The organism is Methyloparacoccus sp. NF-16 (genome assembly GCF_056880625.1).
Genome location: NZ_CP174130.1, coordinates 1,314,015 through 1,330,774, shown reverse-complemented (window position 1 = coordinate 1,330,774; position 16,760 = coordinate 1,314,015). Strand labels below are relative to the sequence as shown.

At 64.7% G+C, this 16,760-nt stretch carries 14 protein-coding genes and 2 tRNA genes; 7 read left to right on the top strand and 9 right to left on the bottom strand.

The window, feature by feature from the left end; translation table 11 throughout:
• Positions 1–59: 59 nt before the first annotated feature.
• The 3 genes from ACH5N8_RS06380 to ACH5N8_RS06370 all read right to left on the bottom strand — a co-directional run bounded on the left by ACH5N8_RS06380 (position 60) and on the right by ACH5N8_RS06370 (position 2,633).
• Positions 60–560, bottom strand: a complete 501-nt coding sequence (locus tag ACH5N8_RS06380; protein WP_483282939.1) for a CreA family protein — start codon at positions 558–560, stop codon at positions 60–62.
• A 7-nt stretch (positions 561–567) separates the two neighbouring features.
• On the bottom strand, positions 568–1,932 hold the full coding sequence (locus ACH5N8_RS06375; RefSeq protein ID WP_483282938.1) for a transglycosylase SLT domain-containing protein: 1,365 nt from the start codon (positions 1,930–1,932) through the stop codon (positions 568–570).
• Between the two features lie 353 nt (positions 1,933–2,285).
• Positions 2,286–2,633 (bottom strand): c-type cytochrome, encoded by a 348-nt coding sequence (locus ACH5N8_RS06370; protein WP_460027574.1) that lies wholly within the window; start codon positions 2,631–2,633, stop codon positions 2,286–2,288.
• Between the two features lie 341 nt (positions 2,634–2,974).
• On the opposite strand from ACH5N8_RS06370, the gene ACH5N8_RS06365 reads away from it, so the two are divergent.
• Positions 2,975–3,063: transfer RNA gene (locus ACH5N8_RS06365), tRNA-Ser, on the top strand.
• Positions 3,064–3,358: 295 nt separating this feature from the next.
• Here ACH5N8_RS06365 and ACH5N8_RS06360 read toward each other — a convergent pair.
• From ACH5N8_RS06360 to ACH5N8_RS06335, 6 genes are all read right to left on the bottom strand, one after another.
• Positions 3,359–3,435 (bottom strand) — tRNA-Pro (locus ACH5N8_RS06360).
• 133 nt (positions 3,436–3,568) lie between these two features.
• A complete protein-coding gene (ispB, locus tag ACH5N8_RS06355) occupies positions 3,569–4,567 on the bottom strand; it encodes an octaprenyl diphosphate synthase (protein WP_483282937.1) in 999 nt (332 codons plus the stop codon).
• A 137-nt stretch (positions 4,568–4,704) separates the two neighbouring features.
• Positions 4,705–7,032, bottom strand: a complete 2,328-nt coding sequence (gene topA, locus ACH5N8_RS06350) for a type I DNA topoisomerase (protein WP_483282936.1) — start codon at positions 7,030–7,032, stop codon at positions 4,705–4,707.
• A gap of 64 nt (positions 7,033–7,096) precedes the next feature.
• Positions 7,097–7,564, bottom strand: coding sequence for a Smg family protein (locus ACH5N8_RS06345; protein WP_460027571.1), 468 nt, complete (start codon positions 7,562–7,564; stop codon positions 7,097–7,099).
• A gap of 36 nt (positions 7,565–7,600) precedes the next feature.
• Positions 7,601–8,716: a DNA-processing protein DprA gene (gene dprA, locus ACH5N8_RS06340; RefSeq protein WP_483282935.1), complete on the bottom strand. Its 1,116-nt coding sequence runs from the start codon at positions 8,714–8,716 to the stop codon at positions 7,601–7,603.
• The gene (locus ACH5N8_RS06335) at positions 8,716–9,753 is read right to left on the bottom strand and encodes a LysM peptidoglycan-binding domain-containing protein (RefSeq protein ID WP_483282934.1); all 1,038 of its coding nucleotides are present in this window, start codon (positions 9,751–9,753) and stop codon (positions 8,716–8,718) included. Before ACH5N8_RS06335 ends, dprA begins: the two co-directional genes overlap by 1 nt.
• Positions 9,754–9,903: 150 nt before the next feature.
• Here ACH5N8_RS06335 and def point away from each other — a divergent pair, with 150 nt between their 5' ends.
• Genes def through ACH5N8_RS06305 form a run of 6 tightly spaced genes read left to right on the top strand, consistent with a single transcriptional unit; the run spans position 9,904 to position 16,729 of the window.
• Positions 9,904–10,443, top strand: a complete 540-nt coding sequence (gene def, locus ACH5N8_RS06330) for a peptide deformylase (RefSeq protein WP_483282933.1) — start codon at positions 9,904–9,906, stop codon at positions 10,441–10,443.
• Positions 10,440–11,372, top strand: a complete 933-nt coding sequence (gene fmt, locus ACH5N8_RS06325) for a methionyl-tRNA formyltransferase (RefSeq protein ID WP_483282932.1) — start codon at positions 10,440–10,442, stop codon at positions 11,370–11,372. The genes def and fmt overlap by 4 nt, the downstream gene beginning before the upstream one ends.
• Positions 11,363–12,667: a 16S rRNA (cytosine(967)-C(5))-methyltransferase RsmB gene (gene rsmB, locus ACH5N8_RS06320; RefSeq protein WP_460027566.1), complete on the top strand. Its 1,305-nt coding sequence runs from the start codon at positions 11,363–11,365 to the stop codon at positions 12,665–12,667. Before fmt ends, rsmB begins: the two co-directional genes overlap by 10 nt.
• On the top strand, positions 12,658–13,218 hold the full coding sequence (locus ACH5N8_RS06315; RefSeq protein ID WP_460027565.1) for a DUF4390 domain-containing protein: 561 nt from the start codon (positions 12,658–12,660) through the stop codon (positions 13,216–13,218). Before rsmB ends, ACH5N8_RS06315 begins: the two co-directional genes overlap by 10 nt.
• Entirely contained in the window at positions 13,200–15,365 is a 2,166-nt protein-coding gene (locus tag ACH5N8_RS06310) for a sensor histidine kinase (protein ID WP_483282931.1), read from the top strand. Before ACH5N8_RS06315 ends, ACH5N8_RS06310 begins: the two co-directional genes overlap by 19 nt.
• On the top strand, positions 15,362–16,729 hold the full coding sequence (locus tag ACH5N8_RS06305) for a sigma-54-dependent transcriptional regulator (protein ID WP_460027563.1): 1,368 nt from the start codon (positions 15,362–15,364) through the stop codon (positions 16,727–16,729). Before ACH5N8_RS06310 ends, ACH5N8_RS06305 begins: the two co-directional genes overlap by 4 nt.
• The last annotated feature ends 31 nt before the right edge of the window (positions 16,730–16,760 follow it).

Below are 16,760 nucleotides of genomic sequence, written 5' to 3'. Positions count from 1 at the left end.
GCATCCCGGAAACGGCGGTGACCGACCGGGACAGGGTCTTGCCGGCGACGACCCGAGGCTCAGCGTACCGGCACGATGCTGATGGCGTTTTCGGGACTGCCATCAATGATGCGGTCGGTATAGGTCAGGTAGACCAGAACGGCGCGCCTTTCATCATAGAAGCGCACCACCTGGGTCGTCTTGAAAATCGCCGAGGCGCGGGCGCTGAACACTTCCTGGGCGTCCTTGAGCCGCGTCACGGCAACCGCGTCGATGGGACCGATCTGGCGACAGGCCAGCGACACCTTGGGCGGGTTTTCCGCCAGTCCCATCAGCCCCTTGACGCCGCCGGTCTCCGCCCGCGAGAGGTAGCAGGTGACACCGGCCACCTGCGGATCGTCAAAGGCTTCGACCACGATCTTGTCGCTGGGACCCAGCCATTTGAAACGATAGTTGACCGAGCCGATTTCCTCGGCCACTCCGCTTGAAGCGAGACCATTCAGCAGCAGGAGAAGCAGCAAGCGGCCTGGATGAAGCCTGACGGGCTTGCCGCTCGTCGTGGAATGCTTGACCGGTTCCATCGGCTGATCAGACCCCCAATACCAGAATTTCCTGGCCAGGCTTGAGTGGTGCGCTCGGCGAGAGACCGTTCCACTCGGCCAGCTTCATCTCCGGTATGCCATGCCGGCGGGCGATGGCGGTCAGGGTCTCCCCCTTCTTCACGACCACCTTGCGCGGGGCGAAGACCTTGGCGCCCGGCAGATTGGCCGCCATGAGAATTTCCGCCTGCTCCAGCGGCAGCAGGAAATTGCGCGCCTGCACCGGCGGCTCGACATCCGGCTTGTAGGCCGGATTCAGCCTGTAGAACTCGTCGGGCGCGATGCCGGAGCGGGCAATCAGTTCCGCCACGGTGACATCCGGGCGAGTCTCGATCCGTGCCAGGGTGTTGCGCGGGGACGCATGGCGCGGCTTGAAGCCGTAGGCCGCCGGATTGGCAACCACCTTGCTCAGCGTGACGATCCTGACGACATACTGACGGGTCTCGGCCGGCAGTTCCAGCTCCCAGAAGGTGCCGCTGCCCCCGGCCTGACGGTTTGCCTGAATGGCCCGCTGCACGGCGCCCTCGCCGGCATTGTAGGCAGCGAAGCTCAACAGCCAATCGCCATTGAACAGCCGGTTGAGATGGCTCAGGTACTTCAATGCGGCCTGGGTGGCGGGATGGGTATCGAAGCGGCCATCGTAGTCCTCGGTCAGCTGGAGACCATACTGCTGGCCGGTACTGGCGATGAATTGCCATAACCCGGCCGCCTGCTTGCTGGAAATGGCGGTGGTCTGGAAGGCGCTCTCGACCATGGGCACGAAGACGATGTCGTTGGGCAGCCGTTGACGACGGATCTCGTCCAGCAGGTATGGCAGATAAGGCTCGGCGCGGGCCAGGAGGAAGTCGACCGAACCCGGTCGCTGCCGCAACTGTTCAAGATAGGCATCCAGCCACTCATGCTGAACGCCCGGCAGAACCAGGCCACCGCGCACGGCATTCCAGACATCGCCCTGACGCCAGGAGGTCCGCTGCACCATGGCCATGTCCGGCGCGTCCGCCGGCGCAGTAGCGGCCAGGAAACAACCCCGCCTCGCACTTGCTGAACCGCGCATCCCGGCATGGCTTGCGGGCCGGGCCATGGCACTCGCGCAGGCATCACCCGCGGCTCCCGAACCATTGGCAGCCAGGTGGCCGGCGTCAGGCAGAGCCTGCCCCTTGCGACTCCGGCCAGCGTGCGCCAGGGCGCCCCGTTTTTTCGCCGATGCCCCCCGCAGGCGATTACGGTCCAGCTCGGCCTGCTGCTGCCGATGGCGGGCCACCACACGATCGATCATGGCAGCAGTGGTAAAGGAAGCATCGCCGAAGTTGAGCTCGGGAAGATAGCTGACGGCCGAGATCGGCGAGGATGTCATGGCCGGGTTGCCTCTGCGCGGCCCGAGACTCACCGTGGCCGGCCGGCCAGAGCCCGCGCGGGCGGCAATACTCGTCGGCGAGACCGCTGGGGTCGATGTGGCGCAGCCGCTGAAATACAATGCCGCCAGCGCCAGAGGGAAAAGGGATACCCGGGCAGCCGGAAACTCTTGACTGAATGGGACGCAGGACCGACTCAGCACAGACTTGCCTCCACAGCTAGGCTTGACCAGACAAGAAGAGGGTTGATGCCATCAGGGATGGGAATTCCGCCATGCAGCCGCCCTCGCGCAGCGCACGGTACGAAACGCCGGGCACGGAAGCCCGGCGTTTATGGGGGGTCAACGCGACCGGCTTACTTCTTGCCCGCCTTCAGATAGGCAATCAGCGCGTCGATAGCCTGATCCTGGGTAAGGCCTGCGCTCTTGACGGGGCCCAGCGCCATGATCTGATCCATGGCCTTGGGCATGGCGTTACGACCTTCGACCAGAACCTTGGTCAGCTCTTCCTTGCTCAGCTTGTTCACGCTTTCGAACAGATTGGGGTTGGGCTGAACATCGTGGCAGGTGCCGCAACCCCGACCGAAGGCGCGGGTATAGATCTTTTCGCCAATTTCGGCGGTGGGTTCGCCAGCCAGGGAAGCACCGGCAACGACCAGACCCGCGATCAGCAACAGACCCTTCAAAGGCTTTACATTCATCATGTTATTTCCATCTCTTCTGGAACGACAAAGTACTTTGTGCCCGCCCCGGCCGGCCTGTGGCAGGACGTGCCGGCGCGAACGCACGGGATTATTTCAGACTCAACAGGGGGTCACAAGGGAAATCACTCCCGTGACACCCCGGAATCAGCGGGTCGGCGAGTGCCTGAGACCGACGCGATGGCAACCCCTGCCGGCCCGGGGTGCGGGCATCCACTCTGGTAGCGCGCACATTTCTCGGGTATGCTTTGCGGCCCTGCCCGGCGGTCTCCACAGCGAACGGGACCCGGCAGACGAAGGCAAAGGTCACAACCACGGACCTCCTGCCATGAAGCTGTATCGTCGGAAGTGTGGCCGAGTGGTTTAAGGCAGCAGTCTTGAAAACTGCCGAGGGCAACCCCCTCCGTGAGTTCGAATCTCACCGCTTCCGCCATTCCCTGCTGCACAATGGCGGCCGTTCGTGGCCACGCCATAAGCGGCAACATCCCCCCCTCGCATCCATCCCGACGAGCGCCTGAAGCTTCGACTCACAGGCCAACCTGGATCGAAGGATCCATCCACGACCGGATGCTTGTGGCGAAACGAATGCCGGATTCCAGCCAGATGGGGAGAGAATCCTGTTTTGGTGGAAAATCAGAGGGACCGCAGCCATGAAGGAGACCCATCGGGCCCGGGACCTTCATGCCTTAGGCAAGGAGCACCCACATGGTGGGTTATTACATATGAATTGGTCGGGGTGAGAGGATTCGAACCTCCGACTTCTACCTCCCGAAGGTAGCGCTCTACCAAGCTGAGCTACACCCCGCCTGAAACGGACCGAATCGCTGTAAAGCGAATCATGCAACAGCGGATTCAAGCTGCGCATTATACAGGCTGCCGCGCTTCAACTCAACGCTGAAATACGCAAAAGATCACGCCCGCCAATGCCAAACAGGCGCTCAGAAATTGCGCTCGACCGAGAACCGGGCCAGATCGATCAGGGCCTGGCGATAGACCGAGTCGGGCAATACCGTCAGGGCAGCCACGGCCTTGTCGGCCTCTTCCACGGCGCGCCGCGAGGTATAGGCAATGGCATCCGTGGCCTGGACCACCGCAAAGACATCGCGGAAGGCGTCGCGGTCACCCTGCTCGATGGCATGACGCAGGATCTCGGCCTGCGCGGCATCGGCATGGGCCATGGCATAAATAAGCGGCAAGGTCGGCTTGCCATCCGCCAGATCATCGCCCAGGTTCTTGCCGAGTTCCTCGGGTTTGGCGCGGTAATCGAGCGCGTCGTCGATGAGCTGAAAGGCTATGCCGAGATGCAGGCCATAATCCTTCAGGCCCTGCTCGATGGCGGCAGGCGCCTCGGCCAGCACCGCCACCAGCTGTACCGCCGTGCTGAACAGGATGGCCGTCTTGCGGGAAATCACCTTGAGGTAATCCTCTTCGGTGGTCGCGGGATTGTTGCAATTGAGCAGCTGCAGCACCTCGCCTTCGGCGATCGCGGTGGTGGTGCGGGACAGTATCTCCATGACCCTGAGACTCCGCACGCTGACCATCAGCTCGAAGGAGCGGGAATACAGATAATCGCCGACCAGAACACTGGCGGAATTTCCCCACAGGGCATTTGCCGTTTCCTGCCCGCGCCGCAGGGTGGACTCGTCAACCACATCGTCATGGAGCAGGGTGGCGGTGTGAATGAACTCGATCACCGCCGCCAGCGTCACCTTGTGCGGCTGGGTACAGGCTATCGCCTCGGCCGCCAGCAGCAACAGCATGGGGCGGAGGCGCTTGCCACCGCTGTTGACGATGTAATGACCGATCTGGTTGATGAGCACGACCTCGGACCGCAGTTCGTCAAGGATCAACCGGTCAACCGCCTGCATGGGTTCTTCGACGAGGCGTCGGATGCTGGCAAAGTCGGGCCGCGGAGCTGTGGTTTCGGTGGCAGTCATGGGACGCATCGGAAGGCGGCGCCCGCTCCATCGCGAGTGGGGATGCCGTTGAAAAAATCGGGGAATGCTAGGGGTGGGGCACTGGCCTGTCAAGGCGACGACACGTGAGCGAGCCGGTCATCGCGCCTGCCTGGCAATCAGGCGGAAGCCGCCGGCCCATCCGGATGGTCGGCCGGCAAGGGTCCCTCGAAGGGGGTGGCATAACTGCACTCCTTGCGTGGACAAACCTTTTCGGCGCCCCTGCGCTTGGTAACCTTCAGGGTCAGCACCGGCCAAGCGCAATTCGGGCAGGACTCGGCAAGCGGCGGATTCCAGACAGCATAGGAACAGTCGGGATAGGTCGAACAGGAGTAGAACAGCTTGCCGAACCGGGACTTGCGCTTGATTAGGCTGCCTTTCCCGCATTCCGGGCAGCCGACCCCGGTGTCCTCGGGCTTCTCCAGCGGCTCGATATGCTTGCAGGCCGGGTAGCCGCTGCAACCGATGAACTTGCCGTAACGGCCGCTCTTGATGACCAGTGGCGAATCGCACTTGGGACAGGTCCGCCCCTCGACGATTTCCGGCGCGGCCTGGGGACCATCATCCTTCAGATTGCGGGTGTATTTGCAGGTCGGATAGTTGGTGCAGCCGATGAAGCGGCCGTTCCGGCCCAGCCGGATCGACAGCTTGCTGCCACATTCCGGGCAGGCCTCGTCCATCTCCTCGTGGGTGACATCGGCACGCTTGAGGCTCTCATCCTTGTCCTCGATGAGGCTGCTGAACGGCCCCCAGAATTCCCGCATCAGCGGGATCCAGTTCTTTTCACCCCGCGACACGGCGTCCAGATCGTCCTCCAGGTGCGCCGTGAAGTTGTAGTCCACGTAGCGGGTGAAGTGCTCCGTCAGGAACTTGTTGACGATACGACCGACATCGGTGGGATGGAAGCGCTTGTTTTCCAGTTCCACATACTTGCGCTGCTGCAGCGTGGAAATGATCGAGGCATAGGTGGAGGGCCGACCGATACCGTATTCCTCCAAGGCCTTGACCAGACTGGCCTCGGTATAGCGGGGAGGTGGCTCGGTGAAATGCTGGAGGGCGGCGATATCGACCAGATCCACCACCTGCCCCTGTTTCAACTTGGGCAGGAACCCCTCTTCTTCCTCCGCGGGCGCCGCGTCGTCACGCCCCTCCAGATAGACGGTCATGAAGCCCGGCGCCAGCACGGTCGAACCGTTGGCGCGAAAAACACCCTCGCCTGCCTGGCCACAGGCAAGGTCCACGGCGACAGTGCTGATGGTCGCATGGATCATCTGCGAAGCCACGGCCCGCTTCCAGATCAACGAATAGAGCTTGAACTGGTCCGGGCTCAGGAAGGACTTGACCTGTTCCGGCACGCGGAAGGCCGAGGTTGGACGAATGGCCTCGTGCGCCTCCTGGGCATTCTTGCTCTTGGTCTTGTACTGTGGCGGTGTCGCCGGCACGTTGTCGGCACCAAAACGCTGGGCGATCAGCTCGCGCAACTCCTGGACGGCATCATTGGCCAAGGTGACCGAATCGGTACGCATGTAGGTGATCAGGCCAACCGACTCGCCACCCAGGTCGATACCTTCGTACAGCTGCTGTGCCACCGTCATGGTGCGGCGGGTGGTGAAGCCGAGTTTCCGCGAGGCTTCCTGTTGCAGGGTCGAGGTGGTGAATGGCGCGGCAGGATTGCGCTTGCGCTCCTTTTCCTCGACCTTGCTGACGGTCAGCCTGCCCCGGGCGGCAGCCAGCAACCCATCACGGGCGCCGAAGGCCTGCGTCTCCTGGGTGAGGCTGAACTGTTCGAGCTTTTCACCGCGAAGATGCGTCAGCCTGGCGGCAAAAGGCTGCCCCTCGCTGGCGGCGTCCGCCACCAGGGTCCAGTACTCCCGGCTGACGAATTGCTCGATCTCCTGCTCGCGCTCGACGATCATGCGCAAGGCCGGGCTTTGCACGCGCCCGGCCGACAGACCGCGCCGGATCTTTTTCCACAGCAGCGGCGAGAGCTTGAAGCCGACCAGGTAATCTAGCGCGCGCCGGGCCTGCTGGGCATTGATCAGATCACCGGAGAGCTGCTGCGGGTGCTCGATGGCCTCGGTCACCGCCCGCTTGGTGATCTCGTGAAAGACGACACGGTGCACGGGCTTGTCGCCCAGCAGCTTGCGCTCCTTGAGAATCTCGTGGATGTGCCAGGAAATGGCCTCCCCCTCGCGATCCGGGTCGGTGGCCAGAAACAGGGCATCGGCCTGCTTGGCCGCCTTGGCGATGGTCTGGACGTGTTTTTCGTTGCGCTCGATGAGCTCGTAGCGCATGGCAAAATCATTGTCTGGATCGACCGCACCCTCCTTGGGCACCAGGTCACGGACATGCCCATACGAGGCGAAGACCTGGTAGTCCTTGCCGAGATACTTTTCGATGGTCTTGGCCTTGGCGGGCGATTCGACTATGACGAGATTGCGACTCATCGGTGACGGTCAATGCGTGGGAATTAGGGAAACGAAGGGCTGCAAGCCGCGCCGGCAGGCCGGTTCAGTGCAGATAGGCCGGCAGGTTGCCGTATACCAGATGCTCCATGCGGGCGAAGGCCAGCTCTTCGTCCGGCTGACTGAACAGCACCATGAGGATCATCCACTTCAGGTTCTCGAGCGTGAGCCGCTCCTCGTCGATGGCCATCACCCGGTCGATGACCAGTTCCCGGCTGGCCGGTGTGAGGATGCCGCACTGCTCGAGAAACATGATCAGACCGCGCCCCTCGGCATCCAGCCGCGCCATCTCGGCTGACGAGAACACGCGAAAGGAGGGAGAGGAAACCACCGGCGCCTCGTGCCGGTGCGTCAGGGTATCCAGCCAGTCCAGAGCCTTGGTGACTTCACCCTGGGGAAAGCCCGCTTCAAGCAGGTCGCTGCGGACGCCCTCGGCATCCGGCTGCATATCGATATCGTCGTCGAGGAATTTTTCGAAGAGGTAGATCAGAACGTCGAAAACGTTTTCTTTCATTGAGGGCTCATGCTGTTCAGAGGGCGCCAGTCCCGGTCATTCGGCCCGGATATAGGCTCCACCGGGCAGGGCATTCACCGCTCCTTGTAGCTCCAGCTCCAGCAATTCCGTGCTGATACGGTCGGCGGACAGACCCGTGGCGGCGACAAGAGTATCCACAGTCACCGGTTCATAAGCAATATATTTCAGGATGCCGGATGGCTCGCCAGGCATGGCGCCAGACTCGCCAGCGGAGCCGGGATCCGGCCGCAGGCATATCCCGGCCGGCAACTCCTCCAGGATGTCCGCCACCGTTTGCACCAGCTTGGCGCCTTGCTGGATCAAGGCGTTGCAGCCGCACGCCTGGGGGCTGTAGATCGAGCCCGGCACGGCGAACACGTCCCGCCCCTGCTCCAGCGCCAGCCGGGCAGTGATCAGGGAACCGGAACGCAGCGCCGCCTCCACCACCAGCGTGCCGTGGGACAAGCCGCTGATGATCCGGTTGCGGCGCGGAAAATTGGCCGCGAGGGGTCCCGTTCCCGGCGGATATTCACTGACGAGGGCACCGCCGCCGGCCACGATCTCGGCGGCCAGCTTTGCGTGGTAGCGCGGGTAGACCTGGTCGGGGCCGGTGCCGGCAACGGCCAGCGTGACGCCACCGCCGGCCAGGGCGCCCTGATGGGCCGCCGCATCGATACCGACGGCAAGGCCACTGACCACGCCGATCCCCGCCGCCGCCAGCGCCTGGGAAAGCTCGCGGGCCGCCTTGAGGCCGGCAGGCGTGGGACTGCGGCTGCCGACGACGGCCACCAATGGCCCGGCCAGCGCCGCCGCCTGCCCGGTCACGAACAGGAGCGCCGGGGGATCATCGACTTCCCGCAGCCGGGTGGGATACTCGGGATGCGCCAGGGTAAGCAGCCGCCGATCGGCCCCGGCCGCCAGCCAGGCCAGGTCGGCATCGACCCGCGCCCAGTCAGGCTTCGCCAGATAATCGATGGAACGGGCGGGAAGGTTCAGCGCTTCCCAGACCGGCCGCCCCGCCGCGAAGACCGCCCGGGGTGTGCCGAAATGCGCCAGCAGGCGGTGAAAGCGTCGGTTACCGATGAGCGGCGCCCGGTGCAGGGCCAGCCAGAAACGCAGCGCGTCGGCATCGACATCGGTGACGGCCACCATCAGGGCGCCCGGATGCTGTCCATCACGTGCAGGAAACGCTCGGCCTGCATGACCAGGGCAAAACTGACCCGGCGGTAGATCAGGAAGGCCATGAGGACGCCGGCCTTTTGCTCGGGGCCCACCAGTTTCTCGCCGAACTGCGGCCTGATCGTGTCCCGCAGCGCTTCGCCCTTCTGCCAGATTTCGAACACATCGCCGACCTGCACCCGGTCCGCCTGGCCCCGGTCGATAGCCACCACCGAGAACTGGCCGATCTGGCTGACCCCGTCCAGCACGCTGATGATATGGCCCCGGAGCCCGGCGCGGGCCGCATGCGGGTAGAAGCCGGTACCGATCTCGAGCGGCTGGGTCGGCAGGAGCCGGTCGCCGATGCGCGCCTCCCGTTGCGCCCGCTTGACCATCAAGGTTGCAGGATCGCCGGCCTGCTCCAGGACGGCATCGGCCACGTAGATCGCCTCATGCCCCAGAATGGCCCCCGTCGTACCCTCGCGATAGGCCTCCCCCGGCCGCAACACGGTGTAGTCGACCGGCCGGGGCTGGGGAATGGCGCGCACATAGAAGCGGTCACCGGGCCCGCCGATCACATGCTCCTCGGCCAGATCGACGACATAGGGCAGGCTGTCCAGGGCCTCCGCCTCGATGACCTGCGGCCGGCTCAGGAATGGGCGAATGGCATCGAGCGGTATCACCGGCACCGGATTCGCCAGCGGCGTGACACGGATATGCGGGCTGAGACGTTCGCTGGCCACCCCCTGCAGGTGCAGATGGGGCGCTCCGCCACGGCCCTCGACGACAATCAGGTCGCCCGGATAGATGCGGTCCGGACACTCGATGCCGGGATTGCCCCGCCAGACCTGCGGCCAGTCCCAGGGCCGCTGCAGGAAGCGCCCGGCGATGCTCCACAGGGTATCGCCCTCGACCACGCGGTAGGCCTCCGGGCGTTCGGGATTCCATTCGACCGCGCCAGCGCTGGACACGGCCAGCAGCCAGGCGGCCAAGCCAAAACGGCAGGCAAAGCCCTCAAGGCACGATTGCACCGTTCTCCTCCGCAACTGTCCTACCTCCCGTGCTGCTGGCCCGACCGGAACTTGCCGATGACAGCGGTCTCTCAATCCGATCGATACAAAGAAGTGGGGGATTCGTTAGAATCCCTCGCTAAATTCAGATACCTGAACAGATCCCATGCCATGGCTATCCTAACCATACTCGAGTTTCCGGACGAGCGTCTGCGGAAAAAGGCCAAACCCGTCGAAACCGTCGATGCCGGCACCCGGCGGCTGATCGACGACATGTTCGAGACCATGTACGCCGCGCCCGGCATCGGCCTCGCCGCCACCCAGGTCAACGTGCAGCAGCGCATCCTGGTGCTGGACATCTCCGAGGAAAAGAACAGCCCGCAGGCCTTCATCAACCCGGAACTGATCATGAAGACGGGCGAGGAGGAATCCGACGAGGGTTGCCTTTCGGTACCCGGTGTCTTCGAAAAGGTCAAGCGGGCCGAGAAAATACGGGTCAAGGCCCTGGACCGGGATGGCCAGCCCTTCGAGCTGGAGGCCGATGGTCTGCTGGCCGTCTGCATCCAGCATGAAATGGATCACCTCGACGGCAAACTGTTCGTCGACTACCTCTCGCCCCTCAAGCGCCAGCTGGCGCGCAAGAAGGTCAGGAAGGAGCAGCGACAGCGCGAGGCCGGGCACGAGTCGCCACGCTTGCGTGGTGTGGCGTGAGGATACTGTTTGCCGGCACCCCGGAATTCGCGGTCCCTCCCCTCAAGGCCCTCATCGCCTCCGGGCATACCTTGTGTGGCGTCTACACCCAGCCGGACCGTCCGGCAGGGCGTGGTCGCAAGCTGACCCCCAGCCCCGTCAAAGCGGTCGCGCAGGCCGCCAATCTGGCGGTGTTCCAGCCGGAAACGCTGAAGGATCCGGCGGCCCAGGACGAGCTGGCCCGCCTGGCGCCGGACCTCATGGTCGTGGTGGCCTATGGCCTGCTGCTGCCCAAGGCCGTCATCGAACTGCCCCACCTCGGCTGCGTCAACATCCATGCCTCGCTGTTGCCGCGCTGGCGCGGCGCGGCGCCCATCCAGCGCGCCGTCGAGGCCGGTGATCCGGAGACCGGCGTAACCATCATGACCATCGAGCCGCGCCTGGACGCGGGCCCCATGCTGCTCAGGAAGGCCACGCCCATCGGCACGGACGAAACCGCCGGGGAACTACATGACCGCCTGGCCCTGCTGGGCGCCGAGGCGCTGATGGAAGCCCTGCCGCTCATCGCGTCGGGTGCCGCTGCGGCGGTGCTCCAGGACGAGACGCAGGTGACCTATGCCGCCAAGATCAGCAAGGAAGAGGCCTGCCTCGACTGGTCCCGCCCCGCGCAGGAACTGGCGCGGCAGATCCGTGCCTTCAACCCCTGGCCCGTGGCCGAAACCCGCTACGACGGCCAGACGCTGCGCATCTGGCGCGCCCGGGCCATCGATCAGGCGTCCCGGGGAGCGCCCGGCATGCTGGCGATCGTGGCCGACCGACTCGAAGTCGCCACCGGCCAGGGTACCCTGCAACTGCTGGAAATCCAGCTGCCGGGCGGCAAACGCATCAGCGCCCGGGACTTCCTCAATGCAAACCCCCGCTCCGATCTGCGACTGGGCCCATGTCCTTGAACACCCGGGGACTCGCCGCCGATCTCCTCGTCGATGTCATCGAGGGCGGCCAATCCCTCACGGCACGGCTGGAATCGACCCTCGCCCTGATACCGAATGCCAATGATCGCGCCTTTGTGCAGGCGCTCGGTTATGGCGTGCTGCGCGGCTATTTCCGGCTGACGAAGATCCTGGCACTGCTGACCCGCAAGCCGATCAAGGATGCCCGGGTGCGCACCCTGGCTCTGCTGGGCCTGTTCCAGCTGCGGGACATGCGCGTCAAGCCGCATGCGGCCGTCGGCGAAACGGTGGCGGCGGCGAGTCCCTGGGCCAGGCCCCTGCTGAACGGCATCCTGCGCAGTTACCAGCGCGAACAGGCCAGGCTCGAGGAACTGGCCGCGACAGACCTTGCCGCGGCCACGGCCCACCCGGCCTGGCTGGTCGAGTGGCTGCAACGGGACTGGCCCGAGACCTGCGCCGACCTGTTGCAGCACAACAACGAACCGGCGCCCTTGACCCTGCGCGTCAATCGCCTGCGGATTGCGCGGGACGACTACCTGGAACAACTGACCCGGCAAGGCATTCCGGCTCGCGCGGCCGGTTACTGCAGCTCGGCGCTGACGCTGGAGCAGCCATTGCCGGTCGACGCCATCCCCGGCTTCGACCAGGGCCTGGTATCGGTGCAGGATGGTGCCGCGCAGCTTGCGGCCGGCCTGATGAACCTGCGCGCCGGCCAGCGCGTGCTGGATGTCTGCGCCGCTCCCGGCGGCAAGACCGTTCACATGCTGGAAACCTGCCCCGACCTCGCGGAGCTGGTGGCCGTGGATATCGCGCCTGAGCGTCTGCAGCGGATCCGGGACAATCTGCACCGCTGCGGACTCGACGCCCGGCTGATCGCCGCCGATGCCGCCCGGCCCGAGGCATGGTGGGACGGACGGCCATTCGACCGCATCCTGGTCGACGCCCCCTGCTCGGCCACCGGCGTCATCCGCCGCCATCCCGACATCAAGATTCTCCGCCAGGCAGCCGACATCGACGAACTCGCCCGCCAGCAGCAGCGCATCCTCGCAGCGGCGTGGCAGATGCTGGCGGCGGACGGGGAACTTGTCTATGCCACCTGTTCGGTCCTGCGACAGGAAAACGAACAGACCATCGCCCGCTTCCTTCGGGACCATCCCGCGGCGCGGGAACAGCCGATCACGGCCGACTGGGGCGTGGCGGTCCACCACGGGCGGCAGATATTGACGGCGAGCGAGGGCATGGACGGCTTCTACTATGCCCGGCTGAGCAAGACACCGGACACCCCATGCCGCTGAAAGTCCTGCTGCTGGCTCTGGCCGCGATGCTGGCGCTGCCGGTGGCCATGGCAGAGGAGCCCTACGGCATCTTCATCCAGAGCGCCAGCCTGAGCCGGCGCAACGACACCAGCAGCATCAGCGCGGACGTGAGTTACCGATTCAAGCCCGCCATGCTGGAGGCGCTGGAAAACGGCGTGCCGCTGACGCTGCTGGTACAGTTCGCCATCCGTCGGGAGCGTCCGTTCTGGTTCGCCGAAACCATTGCCGAGGAGGAACGGCGCATCGAGCTGCGCTATCACCCCCTGGCCAAGTCTTACCAGATTGCCGACCAGGTCAGCGGCGCGGTACAGAACTTCGCCGGCCTCGCCGCCATGCTGGAAACGCTCAGCCGGCTCCGCGGCTGGCAGATCGGCGCCGACTACCGGCTGGAGCCCCGGCAGCGCTACCGCGCCTGCCTGCAACTGCGGCTGGATGTGGAATCACTGCCGCTGCCGTTGCGGGTAGTTGCCTATCTGGCACCGAACTGGCAGCTCGACAGCCCCCCGTTCGAATGGCCGCTGGAACCCTGAAACCGCCCCTGACCGCCTCCATCATCGCCCTGTTCGTGGCGATCGTGGCGTCCCTGCACCTGATGAGCTCGGCGACGCAGGACGCTTCCCGCCTGAGCGAACTGTACTCGGGACTGGTGCTGATCAACGCGCTGGCCTCGCTGCTGCTGCTGGGACTGGTGGTCGTCAACGCCGTCTGGCTGGTGCGCCAGCTGCGCAAGCGCGAGGCCGGCTCGCACCTGACGTCGCGGATGATCTTCCTGTTCAGCATGCTGACCCTGGCACCGGCGTCGATCGTCTTCTACTACTCGATGCAGTTCCTCGACCGCAGCATCGACAGCTGGTTCGACGTGCGTATCGACCATGCCATGGAAGATGCCCTGCAACTCGGCCGCAACGCCCTGGACGAGCGCATGCGCAGCCTGCTCACCCAGACCGAGCGGACCGCCGAGCAGCTTGCCACCTCGCCCATCTCGCTGCTGTCGGTGCGGCTGAGCGAACTCAACGAAAGCGAGGATGCCGAACTGACGCTCTTTACCCGCCAGGGCCAGGTGATCGCGGTCAGCGGCGCGCAGACCGACAGTATCCTGCCCGACCTGCCGGAGATCGGCATCATGGTCCAGGTCCGGCAGGGCAAGCCCTATGTCGGCCTGGAACCGGCACAGCCGGAGGGCATGCAGATACGTGCCGTGGTCTCGCTGATTGGTGAGGACGCCATTTTCCTGCAGGCCATCTATCCGGTACCGCTGCGCCTGGCGGCGCTCACCGACACGGTCGAATCGGCGTATCTCCATTACAAGGAACTGACCTTCCTGCGCAACTCGCTGAAGCTGACCTTCGGCCTGACCTTGTCGCTGGTGCTGCTGCTCAGCCTGCTGGCGGCCATCTGGGCGGCCTTTCTCAGCATCCGCCGGATCATCGAGCCGGTCCGCCTGCTGGCCGTCGGCACCCGCGCGCTGGCGGAGGGCGACTACGAAATGCGCCTGCCGGTCCGGCACCGGGACGAACTGGGCTTTCTGGTCGAATCCTTCAACGCCATGACCGACAAGATCGCCCAGGCCCGGGACGAGGCCCAGCGTTCCCAGCGCGAAGTCGAGCGGCAGCACGCCTATCTGGAGACGGTGCTGGCCAACCTGTCGTCGGCGGTCATCGGGCTGGACGCCCGGCAACATCTGCAGACCGCCAACCAGGCGGCCAACAGCGTGCTGCACGCGGAATTCCACCAGTATCTCGGCTGGCCGCTGGAGGTGCTCGGCGGCGCCCACCCGCATCTTCTGCCGCTGATGGAAAAGCTGGCGCCGCACCTGAACGCTGGCGGCGAGCGGGGCTGGCGCGAGGAGATCAGCCTGATCGGCCCCGATGGTCACCAGGAACTGCTGTGTCGGGGCACGCCCCTGCTCGGCCCGGCCGGTGAAACCGTCGGCACGGTTCTGGTCATCGATGATGTCACCACCCTGATCCAGGCGCAGCGCAGCAACGCCTGGAGCGAGGTGGCGCGGCGCCTGGCGCACGAGATCAAGAATCCGCTGACGCCGATCCAGCTCTCGGCCGAACGGCTGCGGCACAAGCTGGCCAAGACCCTGCGCGATGGCGAGCTCGAAGTGCTGGAAAAATCGACGAAAACCATTGTCCAGCAGGTGGAAGCCATGAAGAGCATGGTCAACGCCTTCGCCGAGTACGCCAAGCCCGGCCATGCGCAGTTGCGCCCGGTGGCGCTGAACACCCTGATCGAGGAGGTCACCGGGCTGTATCCCTCGGCTTCCGGCATCGGCTTCGAACTGACGCTGGCCGGGGACCTGCCCGTTGTCCAGGCCGATCCTGTAAAGCTGCGGCAGGTCATGCACAACCTGATCAAGAATGCTCAGGAAGCAATGCCCCAGGGACAATCAGGTAAAATGAGGATTACGACTCGCGCCGTCGATGCCCACGTCGAAATTTCGGTCAGCGACAACGGTCCCGGCATCCCGGTCGACCGGGCGGAACGTATCTTCGAGCCCTACGTGACGACGAAAACCAAGGGAACCGGTCTCGGACTGGCCATCATCAAGCGGATCATCGAGGAGCTGGGCGGCCAGATCCGCCTGGACATGACTTATTCGGACGGTGCCCGCTTCCTCATCAAACTGCCGGTGGCGCCACTCCAGGCCAAAGGTGAACACAGCGCATGAATCAAAAAACCATCCTGGTGGTCGATGACGAACCGGATATCCGCCAGCTGTTGCAGGACATCCTGGAGGACGAGGGCTACATCATCCACGCGGCCGAGAACGCCGGCACGGCTCGCACCCTGCGTCTGGAGCACCACCCCGACCTGATCCTGCTGGATATCTGGATGCCCGACGAGGACGGCATCAGCCTGCTGAAGGACTGGCTGCGCGAGGACGACCTGTGCCCGGTGGTGATGATGTCGGGTCATGCGACCGTCGAAACGGCGGTCGAGGCCACCCGCCTCGGCGCCTACGACTTCCTGGAGAAGCCGCTGTCGATGGCCAAGCTACTGGTCACCGTCGAGCGGGCGCTGGAAACCGCGCAACTGAAACGCGAAAACCTGGGACTCAAGCGGCGCATGGACGTACCGGTGGAGCCGATCGGCAAAAGCCTGGTGATGGAGCGCCTGCGCGAGCAGATCAGGCGGCTGGCCCAGCACGACGCCCGGGTACTGCTGATCGGCGAGCCGGGCTCCGGCAAGGAAACCCTGGCCCGTTACCTGCACGCCAACAGCTCCCGGCGCGAGGGTCCCTTCATTGATGTCGGCGTCGGCACCATCGCCAGCAGCAACTCGGCAGTGGAGTTCTTCGGCCGCGTCGATGGCGAGACGATCCAGCATGGGCTGCTGGAGCAGGCCCACGGGGGCACGCTGTTTCTCGACGAGGTGGCGCACATGGAGCCGGAAACCCAAGTGCGGCTGATGAGCGCACTGGAATCCAACTCCTTTTCCCGGGTCGGTGGAACCGAGCTGCTGCACGTCGATGTCCGCATCATCGCCTCCACCTGCAAATCGCTGGAAGAGGAAGTCCGCAGCGGCCGTTTCCGGGCCGAGCTCTACTACCTGCTGAACGTGGTCTCGCTCAAGGTGCCGTCGCTGAAGGAGCACAGCGAGGACATTCCCGACCTGCTCAAGTTCTACGTCGACTATTTCGTCAGCCGCGAGAAACTGCCGTTCCGCAAGTTCCCGGTGGCGGCGCAGAACTTTCTCCGCAACTATCCCTGGCACGGCAACATCCGGGAACTCAAGAATCTGGTTCAGCGCCTGCTGATCCTCGGCAATGGCGAGGAAGTGGAACTGGAAGAGGTCAAGCTGGCGGTCGGTGAACCGGTGGTCGAATCCGCCGGCGGGCGACAGCCGTTACCCGATTTCTACAACCTGCCGTTGAAGGAGGCCCGGGAGCGTTTCGAGAAGGCCTACCTCGAATTTCACCTCGACAAGTACGCCGGCAGCGTCGCGCGGCTCTCGGCCGCCATCGGGCTGGAACGCACCCATCTCTACCGCAAGCTGAACTCGCTCGGCATCCGCTTTCGCGAGAAGCGCTAGCGGATGCCGCCGGTACTCGCCGGGGCCGGGG

Bases quoted from the DNA above. Each gene is read 5' to 3' on its own strand.
- ACH5N8_RS06380 (WP_483282939.1), bottom strand. From the start codon at position 560: ATGGAACCGGTCAAGCATTCCACGACGAGCGGCAAGCCCGTCAGGCTT.
- ACH5N8_RS06375 (WP_483282938.1), bottom strand. From the start codon at position 1,932: ATGACATCCTCGCCGATCTCGGCCGTCAGCTATCTTCCCGAGCTCAAC.
- ACH5N8_RS06370 (WP_460027574.1), bottom strand. From the start codon at position 2,633: ATGATGAATGTAAAGCCTTTGAAGGGTCTGTTGCTGATCGCGGGTCTG.
- ispB (WP_483282937.1), bottom strand. From the start codon at position 4,567: ATGACTGCCACCGAAACCACAGCTCCGCGGCCCGACTTTGCCAGCATC.
- topA (WP_483282936.1), bottom strand. From the start codon at position 7,032: ATGAGTCGCAATCTCGTCATAGTCGAATCGCCCGCCAAGGCCAAGACC.
- ACH5N8_RS06345 (WP_460027571.1), bottom strand. From the start codon at position 7,564: ATGAAAGAAAACGTTTTCGACGTTCTGATCTACCTCTTCGAAAAATTC.
- dprA (WP_483282935.1), bottom strand. From the start codon at position 8,716: ATGGTGGCCGTCACCGATGTCGATGCCGACGCGCTGCGTTTCTGGCTG.
- def (WP_483282933.1), top strand. From the start codon at position 9,904: ATGGCTATCCTAACCATACTCGAGTTTCCGGACGAGCGTCTGCGGAAA.
- rsmB (WP_460027566.1), top strand. From the start codon at position 11,363: ATGTCCTTGAACACCCGGGGACTCGCCGCCGATCTCCTCGTCGATGTC.
- ACH5N8_RS06315 (WP_460027565.1), top strand. From the start codon at position 12,658: ATGCCGCTGAAAGTCCTGCTGCTGGCTCTGGCCGCGATGCTGGCGCTG.
- ACH5N8_RS06310 (WP_483282931.1), top strand. From the start codon at position 13,200: ATGGCCGCTGGAACCCTGAAACCGCCCCTGACCGCCTCCATCATCGCC.
- ACH5N8_RS06305 (WP_460027563.1), top strand. From the start codon at position 15,362: ATGAATCAAAAAACCATCCTGGTGGTCGATGACGAACCGGATATCCGC.